Source organism: Flagellimonas meridianipacifica (genome assembly GCF_003001695.1).
Lineage (GTDB): Bacteria > Bacteroidota > Bacteroidia > Flavobacteriales > Flavobacteriaceae > Flagellimonas > Flagellimonas meridianipacifica.
The window spans coordinates 643,669-662,949 of sequence record NZ_PVYX01000002.1 but is presented as its reverse complement, the minus strand read 5'-3'; the positions used below and the strand labels follow the sequence as shown (position 1 = coordinate 662,949).

The 19,281-nt window shown below is 40.4% G+C and carries 15 protein-coding genes; 10 read left to right on the top strand and 5 right to left on the bottom strand.

Annotated elements, in window-relative coordinates; all coding sequences use genetic code 11:
• The first annotated feature begins 58 nt into the window (after nucleotides 1-58).
• Nucleotides 59-1,177 (top strand): PQQ-dependent sugar dehydrogenase, encoded by a 1,119-nt coding sequence (locus CLV81_RS12970; RefSeq protein ID WP_106145535.1) that lies wholly within the window; start codon nucleotides 59-61, stop codon nucleotides 1,175-1,177.
• Between the two features lie 2 nt (nucleotides 1,178-1,179).
• On the opposite strand, the gene CLV81_RS12965 is transcribed toward CLV81_RS12970, so the two are convergent.
• The 3 genes from CLV81_RS12965 to CLV81_RS12955 are packed head-to-tail and all read right to left on the bottom strand — an operon-like array spanning nucleotide 1,180 to nucleotide 3,268.
• Entirely contained in the window at nucleotides 1,180-1,698 is a 519-nt protein-coding gene (locus CLV81_RS12965) for a hypothetical protein (RefSeq protein WP_106145534.1), read from the bottom strand.
• Complete coding sequence (gene murQ, locus CLV81_RS12960) at nucleotides 1,695-2,516, bottom strand: N-acetylmuramic acid 6-phosphate etherase (protein WP_106147536.1); 822 nt, start codon at nucleotides 2,514-2,516, stop codon at nucleotides 1,695-1,697. The genes CLV81_RS12965 and murQ overlap by 4 nt, the downstream gene beginning before the upstream one ends.
• A 2-nt stretch (nucleotides 2,517-2,518) precedes the next feature.
• On the bottom strand, nucleotides 2,519-3,268 hold the full coding sequence (locus CLV81_RS12955; RefSeq protein ID WP_106145533.1) for a DeoR/GlpR family DNA-binding transcription regulator: 750 nt from the start codon (nucleotides 3,266-3,268) through the stop codon (nucleotides 2,519-2,521).
• 180 nt (nucleotides 3,269-3,448) lie between these two features.
• Here CLV81_RS12955 and nagB point away from each other — a divergent pair, with 180 nt between their 5' ends.
• The 9 genes from nagB (at nucleotide 3,449) to CLV81_RS12910 (ending at nucleotide 16,433) form a co-directional block, all read left to right on the top strand.
• A complete protein-coding gene (gene nagB, locus CLV81_RS12950; RefSeq protein ID WP_106145532.1) occupies nucleotides 3,449-5,365 on the top strand; it encodes a glucosamine-6-phosphate deaminase in 1,917 nt (638 codons plus the stop codon).
• 14 nt (nucleotides 5,366-5,379) lie between these two features.
• Nucleotides 5,380-8,382: a SusC/RagA family TonB-linked outer membrane protein gene (locus CLV81_RS12945; protein ID WP_106145531.1), complete on the top strand. Its 3,003-nt coding sequence runs from the start codon at nucleotides 5,380-5,382 to the stop codon at nucleotides 8,380-8,382.
• A 16-nt stretch (nucleotides 8,383-8,398) separates the two neighbouring features.
• A complete protein-coding gene (locus tag CLV81_RS12940) occupies nucleotides 8,399-9,730 on the top strand; it encodes a RagB/SusD family nutrient uptake outer membrane protein (RefSeq protein WP_106145530.1) in 1,332 nt (443 codons plus the stop codon).
• 82 nt (nucleotides 9,731-9,812) lie between these two features.
• Nucleotides 9,813-11,327 (top strand): glycoside hydrolase family 10-like protein, encoded by a 1,515-nt coding sequence (locus tag CLV81_RS12935; RefSeq protein WP_106145529.1) that lies wholly within the window; start codon nucleotides 9,813-9,815, stop codon nucleotides 11,325-11,327.
• On the top strand, nucleotides 11,324-11,806 hold the full coding sequence (locus CLV81_RS12930; RefSeq protein ID WP_106145528.1) for a GNAT family N-acetyltransferase: 483 nt from the start codon (nucleotides 11,324-11,326) through the stop codon (nucleotides 11,804-11,806). The genes CLV81_RS12935 and CLV81_RS12930 overlap by 4 nt, the downstream gene beginning before the upstream one ends.
• On the top strand, nucleotides 11,807-13,087 hold the full coding sequence (locus CLV81_RS12925; protein WP_106145527.1) for an MFS transporter: 1,281 nt from the start codon (nucleotides 11,807-11,809) through the stop codon (nucleotides 13,085-13,087).
• Entirely contained in the window at nucleotides 13,080-14,699 is a 1,620-nt protein-coding gene (locus tag CLV81_RS12920) for a glycoside hydrolase family 3 protein (RefSeq protein ID WP_106147534.1), read from the top strand. The genes CLV81_RS12925 and CLV81_RS12920 overlap by 8 nt, the downstream gene beginning before the upstream one ends.
• Nucleotides 14,689-15,354 (top strand): class I SAM-dependent methyltransferase, encoded by a 666-nt coding sequence (locus CLV81_RS12915; RefSeq protein WP_106145526.1) that lies wholly within the window; start codon nucleotides 14,689-14,691, stop codon nucleotides 15,352-15,354. Before CLV81_RS12920 ends, CLV81_RS12915 begins: the two co-directional genes overlap by 11 nt.
• Complete coding sequence (locus tag CLV81_RS12910; protein ID WP_106145525.1) at nucleotides 15,354-16,433, top strand: anhydro-N-acetylmuramic acid kinase; 1,080 nt, start codon at nucleotides 15,354-15,356, stop codon at nucleotides 16,431-16,433. Before CLV81_RS12915 ends, CLV81_RS12910 begins: the two co-directional genes overlap by 1 nt.
• Nucleotides 16,434-16,437: 4 nt before the next feature.
• Here CLV81_RS12910 and CLV81_RS12905 read toward each other — a convergent pair whose 3' ends face one another.
• Both CLV81_RS12905 and CLV81_RS12900 read right to left on the bottom strand, forming a co-directional pair.
• Entirely contained in the window at nucleotides 16,438-17,649 is a 1,212-nt protein-coding gene (locus tag CLV81_RS12905; protein WP_106145524.1) for a multidrug effflux MFS transporter, read from the bottom strand.
• Between the two features lie 87 nt (nucleotides 17,650-17,736).
• Nucleotides 17,737-19,278 carry an acyl-CoA carboxylase subunit beta gene (locus CLV81_RS12900; protein WP_106145523.1) on the bottom strand — a complete coding sequence of 514 codons (1,542 nt, stop codon included), beginning with the start codon at nucleotides 19,276-19,278 and terminating at the stop codon, nucleotides 17,737-17,739.
• Nucleotides 19,279-19,281: the final 3 nt, after the last annotated feature.

Sequence of the window (19,281 nt, the reverse complement as noted above, 5' to 3'; positions counted from 1 at the left end):
CGTTCGACCGCAATTAGCCGTATTTTGTCTACATTATCTAACTTTTCAACGTAAAACTATGAAAAAAAGTGCGCTAGTTCCCTATTTTTTCGTTGTACTGCTCACTTCTTCATGTGCCCAAAAGACGGATAATAGCCTAAATCTTCCTCAAAAAGCCCTTTTTACACTGGAATCTGTAGTGGATGGAACTAGGAATCCATGGGGTATGGCTTTTCTTCCGAAAGGGGCTATATTGATTACGGAAAAGAGTGGAAAATTACTCTTAGTAAAGTCAGGGAAAGTTACTGAAATCCAGAACCTTCCTAAAATATATGTTCGGGGACAAGGAGGGCTAATGGATATAGAATTACATCCTAACTACAGGGAAAATGGTTGGATATATCTCTCTTATTCCTCCAACGATGGTAGTGGTTATGGCGGAAATACAGCTATTATGCGCGCCAAGCTGAAGGGAAATCAACTTATAGATAAACAAGTGCTCTACAAAGGAGTGCCCAATACCACAAGGGGGCAACATTTTGGAAGTAGATTGGAATTTGACAATGAAGGTTTCCTCTATTTCTCCATTGGAGATAGAGGTAATCGAGAGGTAAACCCACAGGATATTACCAGAGATGGTGGCAAAATCTATAGAATTAAGGATAATGGAGGCATTCCGGAAGATAATCCATTTGTAAATAGTAGAGGTGCGAAAACCGCGATTTTCAGTTATGGACATCGAAATCCACAAGGTCTGGTAAAACATCCCATTACTGGAAAAATCTGGGAACATGAGCATGGACCTAGGGGTGGTGATGAAATTAACATCATTGAAAAAGGAAAAAATTACGGTTGGCCCGTAATTACATATGGCATCAACTATATTGGGACAAAAATTACCGATGAGACCGAAAGACCAGGGATGGAGCAACCCATTTATCAGTGGACACCTTCAATAGCTCCCTGTGGGATGACCTTTGTAACCTCTGAGAAATATCCCGAATGGGAGGGAAACCTTTTGGTGGGTTCACTTTCTTTCCAATATTTGGAACGCTTGGTACTAAAAAATAACAAAGTGGTTTACCGAGAAAAGCTATTGGATGGACAAGGAAGGCTTAGAAATGTGAAACAAGGTCCTGATGGATATATTTATGTTGGTATTGAAGGGAAAGGTATCTTCAGACTAGTTCCAAAATAAAATTAGGTCAATTCTTTTCGGGTTTTTAAGGCCTTTTTTGATACCGATTTTCGTTCATCCTGGGCCAATCGATTTAAATATGGGAGAAGCCATTTTGTTAACACTTCGTCCTTTTTTGCCCATTTTCCTAAGGTTTCAATGGTTTGGTTCAGAACAATCCAATCCGAATGTGTTATCAGATTTGTTTTAAGTATTTCCTGAGCGTGAGCCTTTTGGGATTGAGATAAGTCTTTTTCCAACATCAAAAACAGCTGGGCCAAAGTCCATTTGGTTGAAGCTTGGTCAATTTTTGAAATTTCATCCAAAAGTCTGTCCACATAAGGTAAAACAATGGACATATCGGTTTTACAAATCCGTTTCATGCCATTGGAAACGCGAAGTCGCACTACTTCGTCTTGACTAAAATAGCAATTAAAGAAATCGTCGAAAAGTTTGGGGTTTTGTAATACTTCCTCTACTACTTCAATGGTATTTCCGAGTGAATTCGGATGGCCGCCTGAAAGTCGCTCTTCAAAACTCATTGTTGCTTTAAGGCCTCCATGGCCTTTTTAACCGACCCATATTTTATGAGTGCTTTTTCAGCCTCATCATAGCTAAGCTCCAGTTCTTCCACCAAATACCGGGTTCCTCGATCCACAAGTTTGGTATTGCTCAACTGCATATTGACCATTTTGTTACCCTTTACCCTTCCAATACGAATCATAAGCGCCGTCGAAATCATGTTAAGGACCATTTTCTGGCTGGTACCGCTTTTCATGCGTGTGCTCCCGGTAACAAATTCAGGTCCAACCACCACTTCAATGGCAATATCGCTTTCTATGGCCAATGGAGAACCTGGATTATTCGTAATACCTGCGGTAAGAATACCATTACTTCTAGCATCATGAATTCCTCCCAATACATAAGGTGTAGTTCCCGATGCCGCTATTCCTACTAGAACATCATTTTCATCAATATGATATTCCTTCAAGTCCTTCCAGGCTTGTTTTGTGTCGTCCTCTGCAAATTCAACGGCTTTTCGAATTGCGCTATCTCCTCCTGCAATAAGACCAATGACCCGGTCATGAGGCATCCCAAAAGTTGGTGGAATCTCAGAGGCATCCAAAATACCCAATCTGCCACTTGTCCCTGCCCCTATGTAGAATAAACGACCTCCTTTTTCGAATCTAGTAGTAATTTCATCGACCAAATGGGAGATTTTTGGAAGTACTTTTTCTACAGCCTCAGCTACCTTTTTGTCCTCATTATTGATGCTGGATATAATATCCAAAGTATCCATTTGTTCCAACTCATCGTAATGAGAGGCTTCTTCGGTTATCTTCACATGTTTTTCGTTCACAATCACAGTAATTGTAAGTTCATAGTTTTAAAGGCATCAAGCTTAATGTCCCAGGGTTCCAATTCGGTAATTAAAACATCTACATCTTCCGTACCACATATCTTATACCGTTGCAAAGATCCAATTTTTTCTGATATACAAGGTGAAACCACTTTTCTGGAACTGTGGATCATAGCCTTTTTCATTTGTACGATTTCCCAATCAAATTCGGTCAATCCTTGCACAGGATGAATGGAGTTGGTGCCCAAAAAGCAAATATCCACTTTTATTTCTGACAACATATTGATTGCACTACCACCAACGGTGATTTGAGAATCTTTTGAAAGTCTTCCCCCTATAAAAATTACTTCAACATTCGACTTGGTCAGTAACTGGACAGCAATTGGGAGACTGGGAGTAAAACAGGTAAGTTTCATTTTGGAAGGAAGTCTACGGGCCAATTCCAAATTTGTAGTACCACCACTTAACAGAATTACCTGTCCTTCCTTTATTAAAGTAATTGCCTTTTCGGCTATTTGAGATTTCTTTTCCAAGGAATAGACTTTCTTCCCAACCGGACTATATGTATTAAACCCAAGGGAAATTGCTCCACCATGTACCTTCTTAAGTTGATCGGTATTGTGAAGTTCCTTAATATCGCGTCGCACCGTATCCACAGAAACCTTCAACAAATCAGCTATATCCGTAAGCAATACTCTATTGTGAATTCTTACTTCATTTAGTATGAATTGATGTCTTTCTTCCTTTAGCATACGGAGCGCAAAGTTAAATAAATCTTAAAACGAACTTCAATTACAGCAAAATATGGCAAATATGACAGAAAATTAAACAAAAATCGACAAATATTGCAAATAATCGTACTATTTGCTGTTTTTTGCATACATTTGAAAAGAGTATTTCGATTTTTTGCAAGAACACTATAGCTTATTTACATGAATCCTAATCTACTCGAGGACCGGCGGTTTGAGAAAATCCATACCATTATCCAGGAAGATTCCAAGAAGGCGTCTCTTTTTGTGGCCAATGAAATTGCGGGACTAATCCAAGAAAAACAAAAAGAGGGTAAAAAAGCCGTCCTTGGGTTGGCAACAGGGTCTACACCAACTAAGGTATATGATTATTTGGTTCAGTTTCACAAAGAAGGAAGACTGAGTTTTAAAAACGTAATCACCTTTAATCTGGACGAATATTATCCTATGCAACCAAACTCTTTGCATAGTTACGTTCGGTTCATGAATGAGCATCTTTTTAATCATGTTGATATAGGTGCCGAGAATGTCCATATCCCTGATGGGAGCCTCTCACCAGAAGAAATACGGGATTATTGCTTGGATTATGAGAAAAAGATTGAAAATGTAGGAGGAATCGATATCCAAATCTTGGGTATAGGCCGAACTGGGCATATAGGTTTTAACGAGCCTGGGTCTTCTCTTAACAGTAAAACAAGGCTCATTCGATTAGATCGTGTAACCCGATTGGATGCTGCTAGTGACTTTTTTGGACAAGAGAACGTTCCCATGCGCGCAATAACCATGGGTGTTGGAACTATATTATCTGCCAAGAAAATAATTTTGATGGCATGGGGAGAAGGAAAAGCAGATGTGATACAGCAATCTGTGGAAGGCCAAATTAAGGAATCCATTCCCGCAACCTTTTTACAGCACCACAACAATTGCGACTTTGTTTTGGATGATGCTTCTTCATCCAAACTTTCACGTATCCAGACCCCTTGGTTAGTCACAGAATGCAAATGGGATGACCATTTGATCAAAAGTGCGACCATATGGCTTTCGGAAAAACTGAATAAAGCAATTCTTAAACTCACGAATGAGGATTACAACGAGTATGGGATGGGAAATCTTGTAGCCGAAATAGGCTCTGCAGAGCAGATTAACCTAAAAGTATTCAATCAGCTCCAGCGCACCATAACAGGTTGGCCCGGCGGTAAACCCAATGCCGACGATAGTCAACGTCCAGAGAGGGCAAACCCCCACCCAAAGACTTCTTTAATATTCAGTCCGCATCCTGATGACGACGTAATTTCTATGGGTGGGACTCTGCTGCGTTTGGTGGACCAAGGTCACAATGTTCATATTGCCTATCAAACTTCAGGGAATATCGCCGTTTTTGATGATGAAGTAATCAGATTCTTGGACTTTGCCGCTACCGTTCAAGAAGATAATGTAGAATTAGACAAAAAACTGAAGGAGGTTAGGGAATTTTTGGCCTCCAAGAAACCAGGACAGGTAGACAGCGAGGAAATACAAAAATTCAAAGGGCTAATACGAAGAGGGGAAGCTTTAGCAGCCTGCCGCTACTGCGGCGTAGAGGAAAAGAATGCCCACTTTTTGAATCTTCCTTTTTATGAAACGGGAACTGTAAAAAAGAGACCACATTCAGAAGAGGATGTAAAAATCACTTACGATTTACTCAATAAAATAAAACCCGAGCAAATATTTGCGGCAGGGGACTTATCGGACCCACATGGTACACACAGGGTTTGCCTTGAAATCATATATCAAGCCATCGATTTACTGAAAAAAAATCGGCAAGATTGGATAAACAATTGTTATGTATGGCTTTATAGAGGAGCTTGGCAAGAATGGGAAGTTGCCGATATGGAAATGACCGTGCCCATTGGACCAAAAGATATGGCACGTAAGAAAAATGCCATTTTCAAACATCAATCCCAGAAGGACAGTGCCATGTTCCCTGGAAATGATGAACGAGAATTTTGGCAAAGAGCCGAACAACGAAACAAAGAAACTGCTAACCGTTACAATGCCTTGGGTATGGCCGAGTATGAAGCCATGGAAGGGTTTGTACGGTATCATTTTAATTTTAACTAAAAACTAACTTCTGTATGCGAAAACTGTATGATCATTTGAAAAAAACAGGGTTCCTGTTCGCGGTGTGTTGCTTTTTAACCTCATCATCGATGTGGGCACAAAACCAATACACTTTTACTGGAACCGTAACGGAAAGTGGGACAAACCAACCTTTGTCCGGAGCGTCCGTTTTCATTGAAGGCACCTCATTCGGAACAATTTCCGATTTTGACGGTAATTATAGCTTTACCGCTACTTTGGAACAAGGTTCGGTAAATCTAAGCATTAGCTCTTTGGGTTTTACAACCCAGGCAATTCCGATTGACTTAGGTTCAAATCTAACCATCACAACCAACGTGGTCCTGGAAGAAGATTTACTCAATTTGGACGAAGTGGTCGTCACCGGTAATCCTGTTGGGGTAAACAAAAGAACCTTGGGTAATGCAATTTCATCTGTAAAATCTGAAGATTTGGTGAACAACGGTGCAATTGCTGTGGACCAAGCCATTTCAGGTAAGATAACCGGTGCCTTGGTACAACAGAACTCTGGTGATCCCGCGGGTGGAATAAGTATCCGTCTTAGGGGGCCAAGTACCGTCTTGGGAAATTCAGACCCACTATATATTGTTGATGGAATAATAATTAGCAACTCCAGTAACAGTAATGATTTGGTGGACTTAGGAGGAACCTCCCAAAACCGTTTGGTGGATTTAAATCCCAATGACATTGAACGAATTGAAATCATAAAAGGAGCTGCCGCGGCAGCCATTTATGGTTCTCGAGCCAGTAATGGTGTAGTTCAGATTTTTACCAAAAAAGGACGAACCGGAGAGCCAAAATTTAACTTTTCAACCAATGTCAGAGTTAATGAATTGCGTAAGGAAATTGATTATAATACGGTACCTCTTGCCTGGGTAGATCCTTTTGACCGCACCAATTTGGAGACTGTTCCTGTTGAACGTTTTAATTATCAAGATGAATTCTTTGAATCAGGATTCGGTATTGAAAACTTTCTTTCAGTAAGTGGCGGTAACGAAAAAACCTCCTATTACATTTCAGGATCTTTCCTCGACAATGAAGGAATAATTAAAAACACTGATTTCCAACGAGTTGGTTTTAAAACCAATATCACCCAAAAGGCATGGGATTGGCTCGAAATCAATGCCGGGCTTAACTACACCCGAAGTGTAAGTAATGATGTGCCTAATGGAGGCATCAACGTAGCTTACGGAGCCATTACCGGTTTTGTCTTCAGTGATAATTCCGTGAATCCCAACCCAGATGAGTCCGGTGTATATCCAGTGACCTCCTTGTTGGTACCAAGAACCAACCCATTGGAGGCGGTGGATCGCTTTGATTTTGGCCAAAAAGTGAATCGTTTTATTACCAGTATTGGTTTGAACGCTAAAATTACGGACAAGTTAAGTGCCAGTTATTTGTTAGGGCTTGATTTCTTCAATCAATCGGCTACCGGCTTCATTCCCATAAACAACACCTCTCCTGTAGGTGGCGGCTTTAGCAGACGAGCTGATATCAATAACTTTCAATATAATAGTGATTTAAATTTAGCCTATAAAACCCCTATTACGGAAGATATAGAGTCGACTACTACTTTAGGAGGTTCCTGGCAATATGAAGAATTTGACCGGATTGCTATAGACGCTGAAGGCTTGGTCCCTATTGTACAAGTGGCAAATACAGGTACAATTTTTAGTCAAGGTGAAACTCGATCTCAAATTTCCTATTGGGGCTCTTTCTTACAGCAGTCTTTTAGTTTTAATGATAAATTATACCTCAATGGTGCAATTCGTTTGGACGGTGCTTCTACTTTTGGGGAAGACGAACGGAACCAGTTATATGCCAAAGCCAGTTTATCTTACATTATCTCTGAGGAAGATTTTTGGAAAAATACATTTGGTGATGCATTTAACACCTTTAAGTTAAGAGGTTCATGGGGACAAGCAGGTAACCTGACGGCGCTGACCGCGTTTCAAAGATTTACTGTTTTTTCTCCATTTTCAATCAATGGAACCCCCAGTTTAGTACCGGCTGGTGATGATGTTCTAACTAACGCTCCAGACCAAGGTGACCTGGATATTGCACCAGAGCGTCAAGAAGAAATTGAATTTGGTTTCGATGCAGGATTGTTGAACAATCGTATTGGAATTGAATTCACCTATTACAAACAGGATGTTACTGATTTGCTTTTACCAAGAGAGCTTGCTCCTTCCACTGGATTCGGTTCTAGAATAGAAAATGTAGGGGACTTAGAGAATGAAGGTATCGAAATTTTACTACGTGGTGCCCCTATAAAAACCAATGATTTTTCTTGGGATGTTACAGCTACCTTCTCGCAAAACGAAAATGTAGTGACTCGAGTTGCTGGTGGAGGTCAATTTGCTCTACCAGATAGTTTTTCAACAAACTTTGTGATTGAAGGACAGCCTTTAGGAGTATTCTTTAGACAATTCTATGCAAGAGATGCAGACGGGAGCATTTCTTTAGATGAAAATGGTTATCCTTTTGCAGGTACTACTGAAGACGGTGCAAGCTCTAAAGTTATTGGAGACCCAAACCCAGATTGGTTTGGTTCTTTAATCAATGAATTTGCCTATAAGAACTTTAAATTGAGAATCCAACTGGATGCCGTTCAAGGTTTTGATGTTTTCAACTGGAACCGAAGACTTCTGGACAACGTAATTTTCGGTGGAGGATTTAATGTGGGTCAAGAGTTATTAGGCAATAGACCCAAAGGATTTGGAGGTGCCCAAGCAGGTATCTTTGAAGAATTTGTGGAAGATGGTTCTTTTGTAAAATTGAGAGAGCTGGCTATAAGCTATGATTTCAGACCTCCAATCAAAGGAGTTGAAAACGTTCAACTTAGTTTAGTTGGAAGAAATTTGATATCATGGGACGATTACTCAGGATGGGACCCAGAAATAAATACGGCTGGACAAAGCAATGGAGTGAGAGGTTTCGATTTTGCCGGAGTGCCAATTCCTAGAACGTATCAGTTAGGAGTCAACGTAAGTTTCTAATTAAAAAACAAAGACGATGAAAAAATCAATTATATACTTTATCATTTGTGTTTCACTTACACTAGGACTTTTTTCTTGTGAAACTGATTTCGAAAATCCTAATGCCGCTACGGAAGAACAAGTTTTTTCCTCTAGAGAAGGAGTTTTCGCGGCAGCCGTAGGTCTTCAGCAATTGTATTCTGTTGTTGGAATACGTTGGATTGTGGAGACACCGGCAATAACCACTCGTGAAGGAGGGATAACCACTACATTCCAAAACATGATTGAATTGGAAGATGGGGGAACGGTGCTTCCCAATTTCAATTCCAATGTACAGGGACTTTGGTCAACTATGCTGAGAGTTATCGAAATAGCCGAAGATATAGAAAGTAATGCTGACAATATAGAATTGGATGCCGGTACCCGAAGTGGGTTGATCGCACATGCGAAACTTTTTAAAGCACTGGCCATAGGAAGTCTCGCCCAGAATTACGAACAAGTAATTGTAGCAACAAGCAATGATAATGATGCTACTTTCGTGTCTAGAATACAGGGGTTTGAAACAGCAATCACACTATTAACGGAAGCCGCGACCCAACTATCAGGCACAGCTGCCTCTGAAGAGTTTATAAATGGGGTAACCTTGGGAAATATCGATTTAGTCAACACGATTACGGCTTACATAGCACGTTACAATCTTTTTGCAGGAAATTATGAAGCCGCACTTGCGGCAGCTGGCAATGTAGATTTAACTTCAACTTCGGTTTTTGCTTATGATACCCAAAATCCAAATCCCATTTGGGCCAGGATTGTTCAAAACAATACTCCAAATTTTAAACCTAGGGATAATTTTGGTTTACCTGTAGAATTTGTTTTTGACCCCGCAGACGGAAGATTGGCATTTTATCTGGTTCCTTTGGATGAAACCAATCAGAATGGACTACCTATTGAAGACGTAGATGGTTTTTTTAATGAAATATCAGAATCCATTCCGGTATACTTACCGGACGAGATGAATCTTATAATTGCTGAAGCCAATCTTAGAATTGGGAGTCCAAATTTAGCGGCGGCGACAGCTGCATTGAACGAGGTGCTTACCGATACAGATGATCCATTTGATGTCAATGCCAACGTTGCTGCCTACTCTGGTGACAACACGGTTGATGCACTACTCAATGAAGTGTATCGAAATAGAAGAGCAGAACTTCTATTTACAGGAATGAGTTTGGAAGATAGTAGAAGATTTGGAAGACCGCAACCCAGTGGTACAGCCATGAATTATGACGAAGAGCGTAATAGAAATTTCTATCCGTATCCAGATTTGGAACGAAATAGTAACCCTAATACACCTGATGATCCATCCATTTAATTGGTAAAATTGAATTTGTTAGTTTAAGTTAATTGAGCCTAAAGGCCTACTTTTAATCTTCGGGTAGGCCTTTTTCATTCCTATGAAATCAAGTTATTACTTCATTCTAGTTCTTTTCGCTTTTGCATCTTGCGCATCTTCCAAGAACTTGAAAAACACACCAAGAGAAGAATTCAGAGGGGTGTGGGTAGCTACTGTGGTAAATATTGATTGGCCCAAAAATGGAAATGATTCAACTTCCAAACAAAAAAGGGACTTTATCGAAATACTGGATTTCTATGAAAACTTGAATTTCAATGCGATAATCGTCCAAGTGAGAACGGCAGGTGATGCTTTATATCCTAGCCAATTGGCTCCATGGTCTAAATATTTGACCGGCCAACAGGGAAAAGCCCCTAAAGGTTTTGAAGACCCGCTGTCTTGGATGATTCAGGAAACCCACACCAGAGGTATGGAATTCCATGCTTGGTTAAATCCATACAGGGCCACTTTTGACATGGACACCTTAAGTTTGGATGTAACCCATGATTTCAATCAACATAGGGATTGGATGATAAAGTATGGTAAAAAGTTCTACTATAATCCTGGATTACCTCAGGTTAGAAACAAATTTGCCAAAGTTGTGGAAGAGTTGGTAGACAACCATGACATAGATGCCATTCATTTTGATGATTACTTTTATCCATACAAAATTAAGGATGAGACTTTTGACGATTCCTTGACGTATCAATCCAACAAATTAGTAAACCAAAGCTTGGATGATTGGAGAAGAAGCAATGTGGATTCTTTGGTTAAGCAAGTCCATAGTACCATAAAAAAATCCAAACCATGGGTGCAGTTTGGTATAAGTCCTTTTGGTGTTTGGAGGAACAAGGATGTCGACCCAAAAGGTTCCGATACAAAGGCCGGACAAACCAATTATGATGACCTCTATGCCAATCCTTTACTTTGGATGGAGAAGGGATGGATAGATTATATAGCTCCCCAAGCCTATTGGAGTATGGACTATCCACCTGCTTCGCACAGAAAGGTTTCAGAATGGTGGTCCATACAGAAAGGGATGGTAAATCTTTATATGGGCAATGGCCCTTATAAAATCAAAAATAACAGCGATAAGGCCTGGAATAAATACAATGAAATCCCAAAACAGCTAAAGTTTGCCAGGTCTTTACCAAAAGTAAATGGCAACATTTTCTTTAGTGCTAAGTCCTTATTGAACAAGCATCCAAAAACGGTAAAAAAAATCCGAAAACTATATGCTAGTCCAGTACCTAATCCAACGTTAAAAACACCTAATAAAAGGACATTGGAACCCCTAAAGATTGAAACAAAAAAAATACAAGATGACAAAGTCCAGATACGTCTAAATCACTTTGACAACATACCCCGATTTGCTTTGTTCTACGTAAACAAGGGCAAGAAAAAAGGAAGGTTGCCCTTATTCAAAAAAAGCTATCTTTCATCAAGAAAAGATAATATCCAGGTTGACGTCCCAATCTCTGGTAAAACAAAAAGGCAAGGGATACTAATTGTAATTCAGGATGTCTATGGAAACAAAACCCAACCCATAATACTAAATCCAAAACAACTCCAATGAAAGACATGCTGGTCCGACTTGTGGATTTACCCGATATCGGTTCCGAAGAAAAACAACTTTTTCAAGAAGAAAATATGGTCTTCAGAAAGCCAATTGCGGCTGAAAAAAGCTTGATTTTGGAATGGGTTGAAAAAAACTTTAGCATCAACTGGAAAGATGAGGTGGATGTTGCATTTTCGAATGTACCTGTCACCTGTTTTATTGCGCAAAGAAATCAAGATATTTTAGGTTTTGCCTGTTTTGAATGTTCGTCAAAAAATTTCTTCGGACCTACTGGGGTACTTCCTTCGGAACGAGGAAAAAATATTGGTAAAGTACTTTTGGTAAAAGCCCTACAAGCTTTAAAAGAGCTGGGATATGCGTATGCTATAATAGGCGGTGTCGGACCCATTGAATACTATGAAAAGGCAGTTAATGCAAAAGTCATTGAAGGTTCCGAAAAAAGCATTTACGAAAACCTTTTAAAACATAAGAAGTAAATGAAAGTGGCCGAAAAAGATACCAGGGCTTGGGCATGGATTCCCACCTTATATTTCACACAGGGGATTCCGTACATCATTGTGGTAGTCGTCTCGGTCATTATGTACAAACGTCTTGGAATTAGCAATGCGGACATAGGCCTTTATACAAGCTGGCTTTACTTACCGTGGGTCATAAAACCACTCTGGAGTCCCATTATAGATTTAAATGGTACAAAAAGAAAATGGTTTTTGGGTATGCAATTATTGATTGCCCTTTCATTTCTTGGTATTGGTTTTTTTCTCCCTACCAATGCTTTCTTTACCATTACTCTGGCTTTCTTCTGGATGTCCGCTTTTGCCTCCGCTACGAACGATATAGCTTCTGACGGCTATTATATGATTGGCCTAAGCCAACAAAAGCAGTCCTTTTTCATTGGACTCCGAAGTACTTTCTACAGATTGGCCATGGTCACTGCCCAAGGTCTGTTGGTAATACTGGCCGGTTTTCTGGAGAAAGAATTCGGTGATAATACCAAGGCGTGGTCAATCACCATGATTTGCACGGCAGGTCTTATGTTCATTCTGACAGTGACAAACTTTTTTGTTACCCCAAAATTTGAAGACCCCAAAAGTGAAAATGAGGAAAAACCCACTAGTTTTTTAGAAGTTTTTGTGACTTTCTTTCAAAAGAAACAAATCGGGATAGCTATCCTCTTCATTCTCCTATATCGGCTTGGGGAGTCCCAATTGGTTAAAATGGCCTCTCCTTTTCTTTTAGATGAAAAACAAGTTGGGGGACTAAACCTCAGCACTGAAGCGGTTGGAACCATATATGGAACTGTGGGCATTATTATGCTTTCTTTAGGCGGAATTGTCGGGGGTATTTTAATTTCAAGAGACGGACTCAAAAAATGGATGCTTCCCATGCTCCTTGCCCTTAATCTTCCCAACGCTTTGTATGCAATACTTGCTTACACCGAAACCCAAAATCTGATAGCGGTTGTAGGAACAGTGGTTGTGGAACAATTTGGCTATGGATTTGGCTTCGCTGCTTTCTTGATTTTCCTGATTTATATTGCCGAAGGGGCATCCAAAACTTCACACTATGCCATTGCTACTGGTTTTATGGCCCTTGGGATGATGTTACCTGGAATGTTGAGTGGTTACATTCAGGAATGGCTGGGGTATCCCGGTTTTTTTACTTGGGTAGTCGTCGCTGCACTACCGGCTTTCTTATTGCTTCCTTTCCTGAAATACCCGCCAGAGTATGGCAAAAAATCGGCAGATTCCAATGAGTAAAAGGCTAGAACAACATATAGAACTAGGTTCGACCCATGATTTCAGCCTAAAACAAAAAGTGGGGCAGTTGTTCATGATTGCCGTTTTCATAAATGATTCCGAAGAAAACATTCAACAAACGGAAAACTTAATTCAAGAACACCATATCGGTGCTTTATGTTTTTTTCATAGTAGAGCCAGCGCAGCTACTAATTTTGAGGGCAAAAAGAAGGTGGTTTATAATGAAAATAGCTATGAACGGCTCGTTTCTCTCATCAAAAGATACCAAAAAGCCTCCTCCATTCCCCTTCTCATTGCCATGGATGCCGAATGGGGTTTGGCCATGCGCATTGAAAATACCCATCAATATCCCTACGCACTTACATTGGGGGCACTTCAGAATGGAGAAGACTTAATCCATGATGTAGGTTACAAAATTGGTCTGGATTGTCTAGAAGCTGGAATCCATTGGAATCTAGCTCCTGTACTCGATATAAACAGCAATCCTGAAAATCCCGTTATTGGATACAGGTCATTTGGAGATGATAAAGAACAAGTCACCAAAAAAGCAAAGGCTTTTATAGCGGGAATGCGTGAAGCAGGTGTTTTGAATTCATTAAAGCATTTTCCCGGTCATGGAGATACAAATACGGATTCACATTTAGCTTTACCGGTTATAGATAAATCAGCAGAAAATCTGCTTGAAAACGAATGTTATCCCTTCACGGTGTTAATGCATGAAGAAGCGGATTCCATCATGATAGGACACCTATCCATTCCTGCTTTGGATTCATCTGGAAAACCAGCTACACTTTCCAAAATCATACTATCAGACGTTCTTCGGAAAAAAATGGGGTATCAGGGATTGCTTATCTCGGATGCCATGAACATGCATGCCGTATCCAAAAGGTTTGAAGAAAAGGGAGCTTTGGAATTGGCAGCTTTCCATGCTGGACTGGATATGTTTTGTTTTTCGGAGCACCCAAAAGAGGCAATTGAAAAAATTGTTTTGCAAGGTGAGGGTCAAAGGATTGAATCGAGCTTCGAACGTGTTTGGGAATTGAAGGAAAAAGCCTTCAATCAACCCAGTAACATTGTGAAAACAGGAATTGCTCCTAACGAATTAAATAAAGAAATAGCTCGGGCCTGTTTGACCGAACTCTTCAAGGGTACTAAAAACAAAATGCCTGGTTCATCACAAGGTCTTCAACATATCATTCTGGGCAAACCAACAACTAACATCTTCCCTGAATATTTGGAGCAAAAACTCAAAATCAAAACTTCTTCAGTGGGTGATATGACATCAGAAGAAATTCAAGATTTGATCCATTTTCAAAAAACAACGGTTATTTCCGTCTTTCCACCCTCTGTAAAGCCCAAAAATAGATTTGGATTTGCGGAAGAAGAACTTGAGATATTAAATGAAACGCTCAAGAAGGGCAATTGCATTTTATACCTATTCGGTAATCCATTTCTTATCCATACGTTGCCCCTCAATAAGCAAAACTCTTACATCATACTATATCAGGACTTCCTTGAATTTCAAGAAGCGGCCCGCTCACACTTTGAAGGAAAACTTCTTCCTCAAGGAAAACTTCCATTTCAACTAAAAACGGACATCAATGAAAAGTGAAATCATAGACTCTTGGGAAAAAAACGCCAAGGAATGGAGCAAAATCATCCAAAACCATGGAATTGCTTCTCGAAAATTCACAAACAAGGCAATTCTTAGTGCCATAATGAATACAAATGCCTCAAAAGTTGCTGATTTTGGCTGTGGAGAAGGATGGTTGACGCGGGAAATGAACAAAATGGGCATGGTAGCTTATGGGTTTGATGCCATCCAAGCATTGCTTGAAGATGCCAAACAACATGGACCTGGAGAGTATCACCAACTTACCTTTGAAGATGTTATCGCTGGAAAACCGATTCCACACAGCACATTTGATTTGGGAGTTTTCAACTTCTGCATCTATCTTAAAGATGGACTTTCCCAGCTGATTGAAAATACCTTGGACGTCATCAACCCAAAAGGATTTATCCTTATCCAAACACTCCATCCTTTTTTCCTAATTCAAAATGAAATGGAGTACAAAGGTCAATGGATATCGGATTCATGGAAAGGGCTTCCAGGAAATTTCATTGAAGGTCATTCTTGGTACGCTAGGACCCTCGAAGATTGGGTTTCTGTTTTGGCTTCCATTAAAGAGGTAGACTTTACCATTAAGGAAATAACCAATGATGAAGGACAACCCATTTCACTTATCATCCAAATTCAAAAGTTGTGATGGGAGAATACAAAGTATTGGGAATGATGTCTGGGACCTCGTTGGATGGTCTTGATATGGCGCTATGTCACTTTTCAAAGAAAAAAGAGAAATGGGATTTTTCAATTGAAAAAACCAAAGCAATTTCTTACGATGCTACTTGGAAAGACCGCCTAAAACACGCCATTCATTTAAGTGATGAAGATCACAGCATTCTCGACCAAGAATATGGGATATGGTTGGGCGAACAAGCCAAGCTATTTATAGAAGAAGCTCAAATTGAAGTGGATTTCATTGCCAGTCATGGGCATACTTCCCACCATAGACCAGAGGAAGGATTCACGTTTCAATTGGGCCATGGGCAGTTACTTGCGAATACATCGGGCTATAAGGTAATCTGTGACTTTAGAACAAAAGATGTGAAACTAGGCGGACAAGGAGCTCCGTTGGTTCCTATTGGCGACCATTTGCTCTTTGGTGAATATGATTTTTGTTTGAATTTGGGGGGAATCAGTAACGTTTCCTTTGTAGTGGATGGTAACCGGAAAGCCTTGGATATAGGTATGGCAAATATGCCCTTAAATTATCTTACCCAAAAAATCAATTTGGAGTATGATGAAAATGGACAATTGGCCCGTACCGGAAATCTGATTCCTGAACTTAAAACCGCTCTGAACAACTTGGAATACTACAAACTTCCCCATCCAAAATCTACAGGCTATGAATGGTTCCTTCAGGATGTGGTTCCCCTGATTGAAAAGTCGGAAGCAAGTATACCCGATTTGCTCCATACCATAACTCACCACAACTGTGAACAAATTGCTCTAGAGATTGATAAATTTCGTTCAAAGTCAAACAACACAATGTTAGTGACTGGAGGAGGTGCTTTCAATTCATTCTTTGTCGATACCCTAAAACAGAAACTTGGAAATTCCCTTACATTGAAGATTCCCAGCAAAACTTTGATTGCCTTTAAAGAGGCTTTGGTATTTGCTTTAATGGGCGTTCTCCGAGAAGAAAACAAAACCAATATTTTCGCATCAGTTACAGGTGCAAGCCAAGACAGTTCTAGCGGAAAAGTTTTCTTATCTGAATCATAAGAATCTATTTGGCAGTGGCTAGTCTTCTCGACCTTTTCGCCATCCAAAAAATAACAACTGATATAAGTCCGCAAATAGCCAATCCCATAAAAAGCGGAAGAACCTCATCCTCAACATAGCTTCCTATAAATGTCGCGATGGGAATTGAAATAACGGTGGAAACAAAACCATTAATTGCCGCCCCTATTCCCGCAATGTGGCCAATAGGTTGCATGGCAATTGAGCGAAAGTTGCCCCACATAAAACCCAGACAGAAGAATTGAAGCGATAAAAAGATAATCAATGCTATGACGCTGGGATTTCCGGTCTGCCAAAATAGTACAACAAACAAAATGGCCACTCCGCAAAAAGCAAGCAAAGCCATATATGAAAGCTTCCACATGCCATAACGTAACACCAAGGTACCATTTGAAAAGGTAGAAACACCAATGGAAATGGACAGACCTGCAAAAATGTAGGGAAAGGAATCCTTAAGTCCGTACAAATCTTCAAAAATATGCTGGGAAGCACTTAGATACACCAAAAAAGAACCCGTTATAAACCCTGAAGCCATGGTAAAAGCCACTGTTTCTTTGTATCTCATGAACTCTTTCAGTCCATCAATAAAAACATGTCTGGAAAATGGAATTTTGTATTCGGGTCTAAGTGTTTCCGGTTGACGTTTCCAAAACCAAAGTCCAACCATAAGTGTACATACTAGTTGTACATAAAAAATAGCTTGCCAGTTGGAAACATCCAAGATGATTTTCCCTATTGATGGAGCAATAACCGGTACTAGAATAAAGAAGGCGGTGACAAAAGACATGACCCTAGCCATCAAATCTCCACTATACGTATCCCGAATTATGGAAATCGCAATGCTTCGCGCCACTGAAAGTCCAATCCCCTGAAGGATACGGCCCACAATCATCCATTCCAGATTTGGAGCCCAAAGACATATAAAACTGGCGATGGCGAAGACAAGCATCCCCATATAAACTACAGGCTTTCTTCCATAGCAATCGGAAAGCGGTCCAAAAAACAACTGACCTACTCCTAACCCCAAAAAAATCATGGTTATCAGCTTCTGATTTTCCGTGGGGTCAAAACTGTTTATGGTTTCACCAATATTTGGAATAGCAGGCAGCAAGGTGTCGATAGACAGGGCGACAATCGACATTAGTGCCGCCATCAGTGCCATAAATTCGAAACTTGGTTTCTGGTTTTCTTTTTGCATTCGGCAAAATTAGTCAACCTTGAAACACCAAATATCCTTTAGGGAAAGTATTTACCTTAAGTTAATAACAACTCTGTTCTGAAATCTTTACAACGGAATGTTCCCGTGTTTTTTCTTTGGAGTTTGTACTTCTTTTTTCTCCAGCATGGCGAAGGCCTTGAGCAACTTCCTACGTGTATTTTCGGGTAGAATCACCTCATCAATAAAGCCTCTTCTGGCTGCACGATATGGATTGGCAAACTTGTCTGCATACTCGGCTTCCTTCTCTTTTAACTTAGCCTCGGGGTCATCAGCAGAAGCAATCTCTCTTCTAAAAATGATTTCACTAGCACCTTTGGCACCCATTACAGCAATCTCTGCAGTTGGCCATGCAAAATTAAAATCAGCTCCGATGTGTTTGGAATTCATCACATCGTAGGCTCCGCCATACGCTTTTCTGGTAATTACAGTGACTCGTGGAACGGTAGCTTCACTCAAAGCATACAACAGTTTTGCACCGTGCATAATTATCCCATTCCACTCTTGGTCAGTACCTGGAAGGAATCCAGGAACATCCACCAAAACCAGCAGAGGTATGTTGAAAGCGTCACAGAATCGTGTAAAACGAGCCGCTTTTTGAGAACTCTTCGTGCCTAGGACACCAGCCAAAAACATCGGTTGATTTGCTATGATTCCTACACTTCTGCCTCCCAAACGGGCAAAACCAACAATAATATTCTCAGCATAATCTTTATGGATTTCATAAAACGAATCATAATCAATGATACCGTTTATGACATCATGCATATCGTATGGCTTGTTCGGATTGTCTGGAACAATACTGGAAAGTTCTTCTCGTACCTCTTCCCCTAACTCATAGGGCTTGTGTTTTGGGATTTCCTTGTTGCTCTGCGGAAGATAATCCAAAAGTTTCTTGATATCATCCAAACAAGCAGCATCGTTATTTGAAGTTTTATGCGCCACACCCGATTTTACAGCGTGGGTGCTGGCACCTCCAAGCTCTTCCGAACTTACTTCTTCATTGGTCACGGTTTTTACCACATTTGGCCCCGTCACGAACATATAACTGGTTTCCTCTACCATTATAATAAAGTCGGTCATGGCTGGGGAGTACACTGCTCCGCCTGCACACGGTCCCATAATAGCCGAAATTTGAGGTATGACCCCTGATGCTTGGACATTTCTGTAGAAAATATCCGCATAACCTCCCAAAGACTTCACACCTTCTTGAATTCGTGCCCCACCAGAATCGTTCAATCCAATAACAGGCGCACCCACCTTCATGGCCAAATCCATGACTTTGCAGATTTTCTCCGCATGGGTTTCTGACAGTGCCCCGCCGAAAACAGTAAAATCTTGAGCATACACATACACCAATCTACCATTGATAGTTCCATACCCTGTAACCACTCCATCGCCAAAATAGATTTCCTTGTCCATACCAAAGTCGGTGGTTCTATGAGTCACCAGAATGCCCATTTCTTCAAAGGAACCTTCATCCAATAAATATTGAATCCGCTCCCTTGCGGTTAGCTTTTTCTTGGCATGCTGTTTTTCTATTCGCTTTTCACCCCCTCCTAAATGGGCTTGGTTTATTCGTTCTTGTAGGGTCCGTAATTTGGAATCCATAGT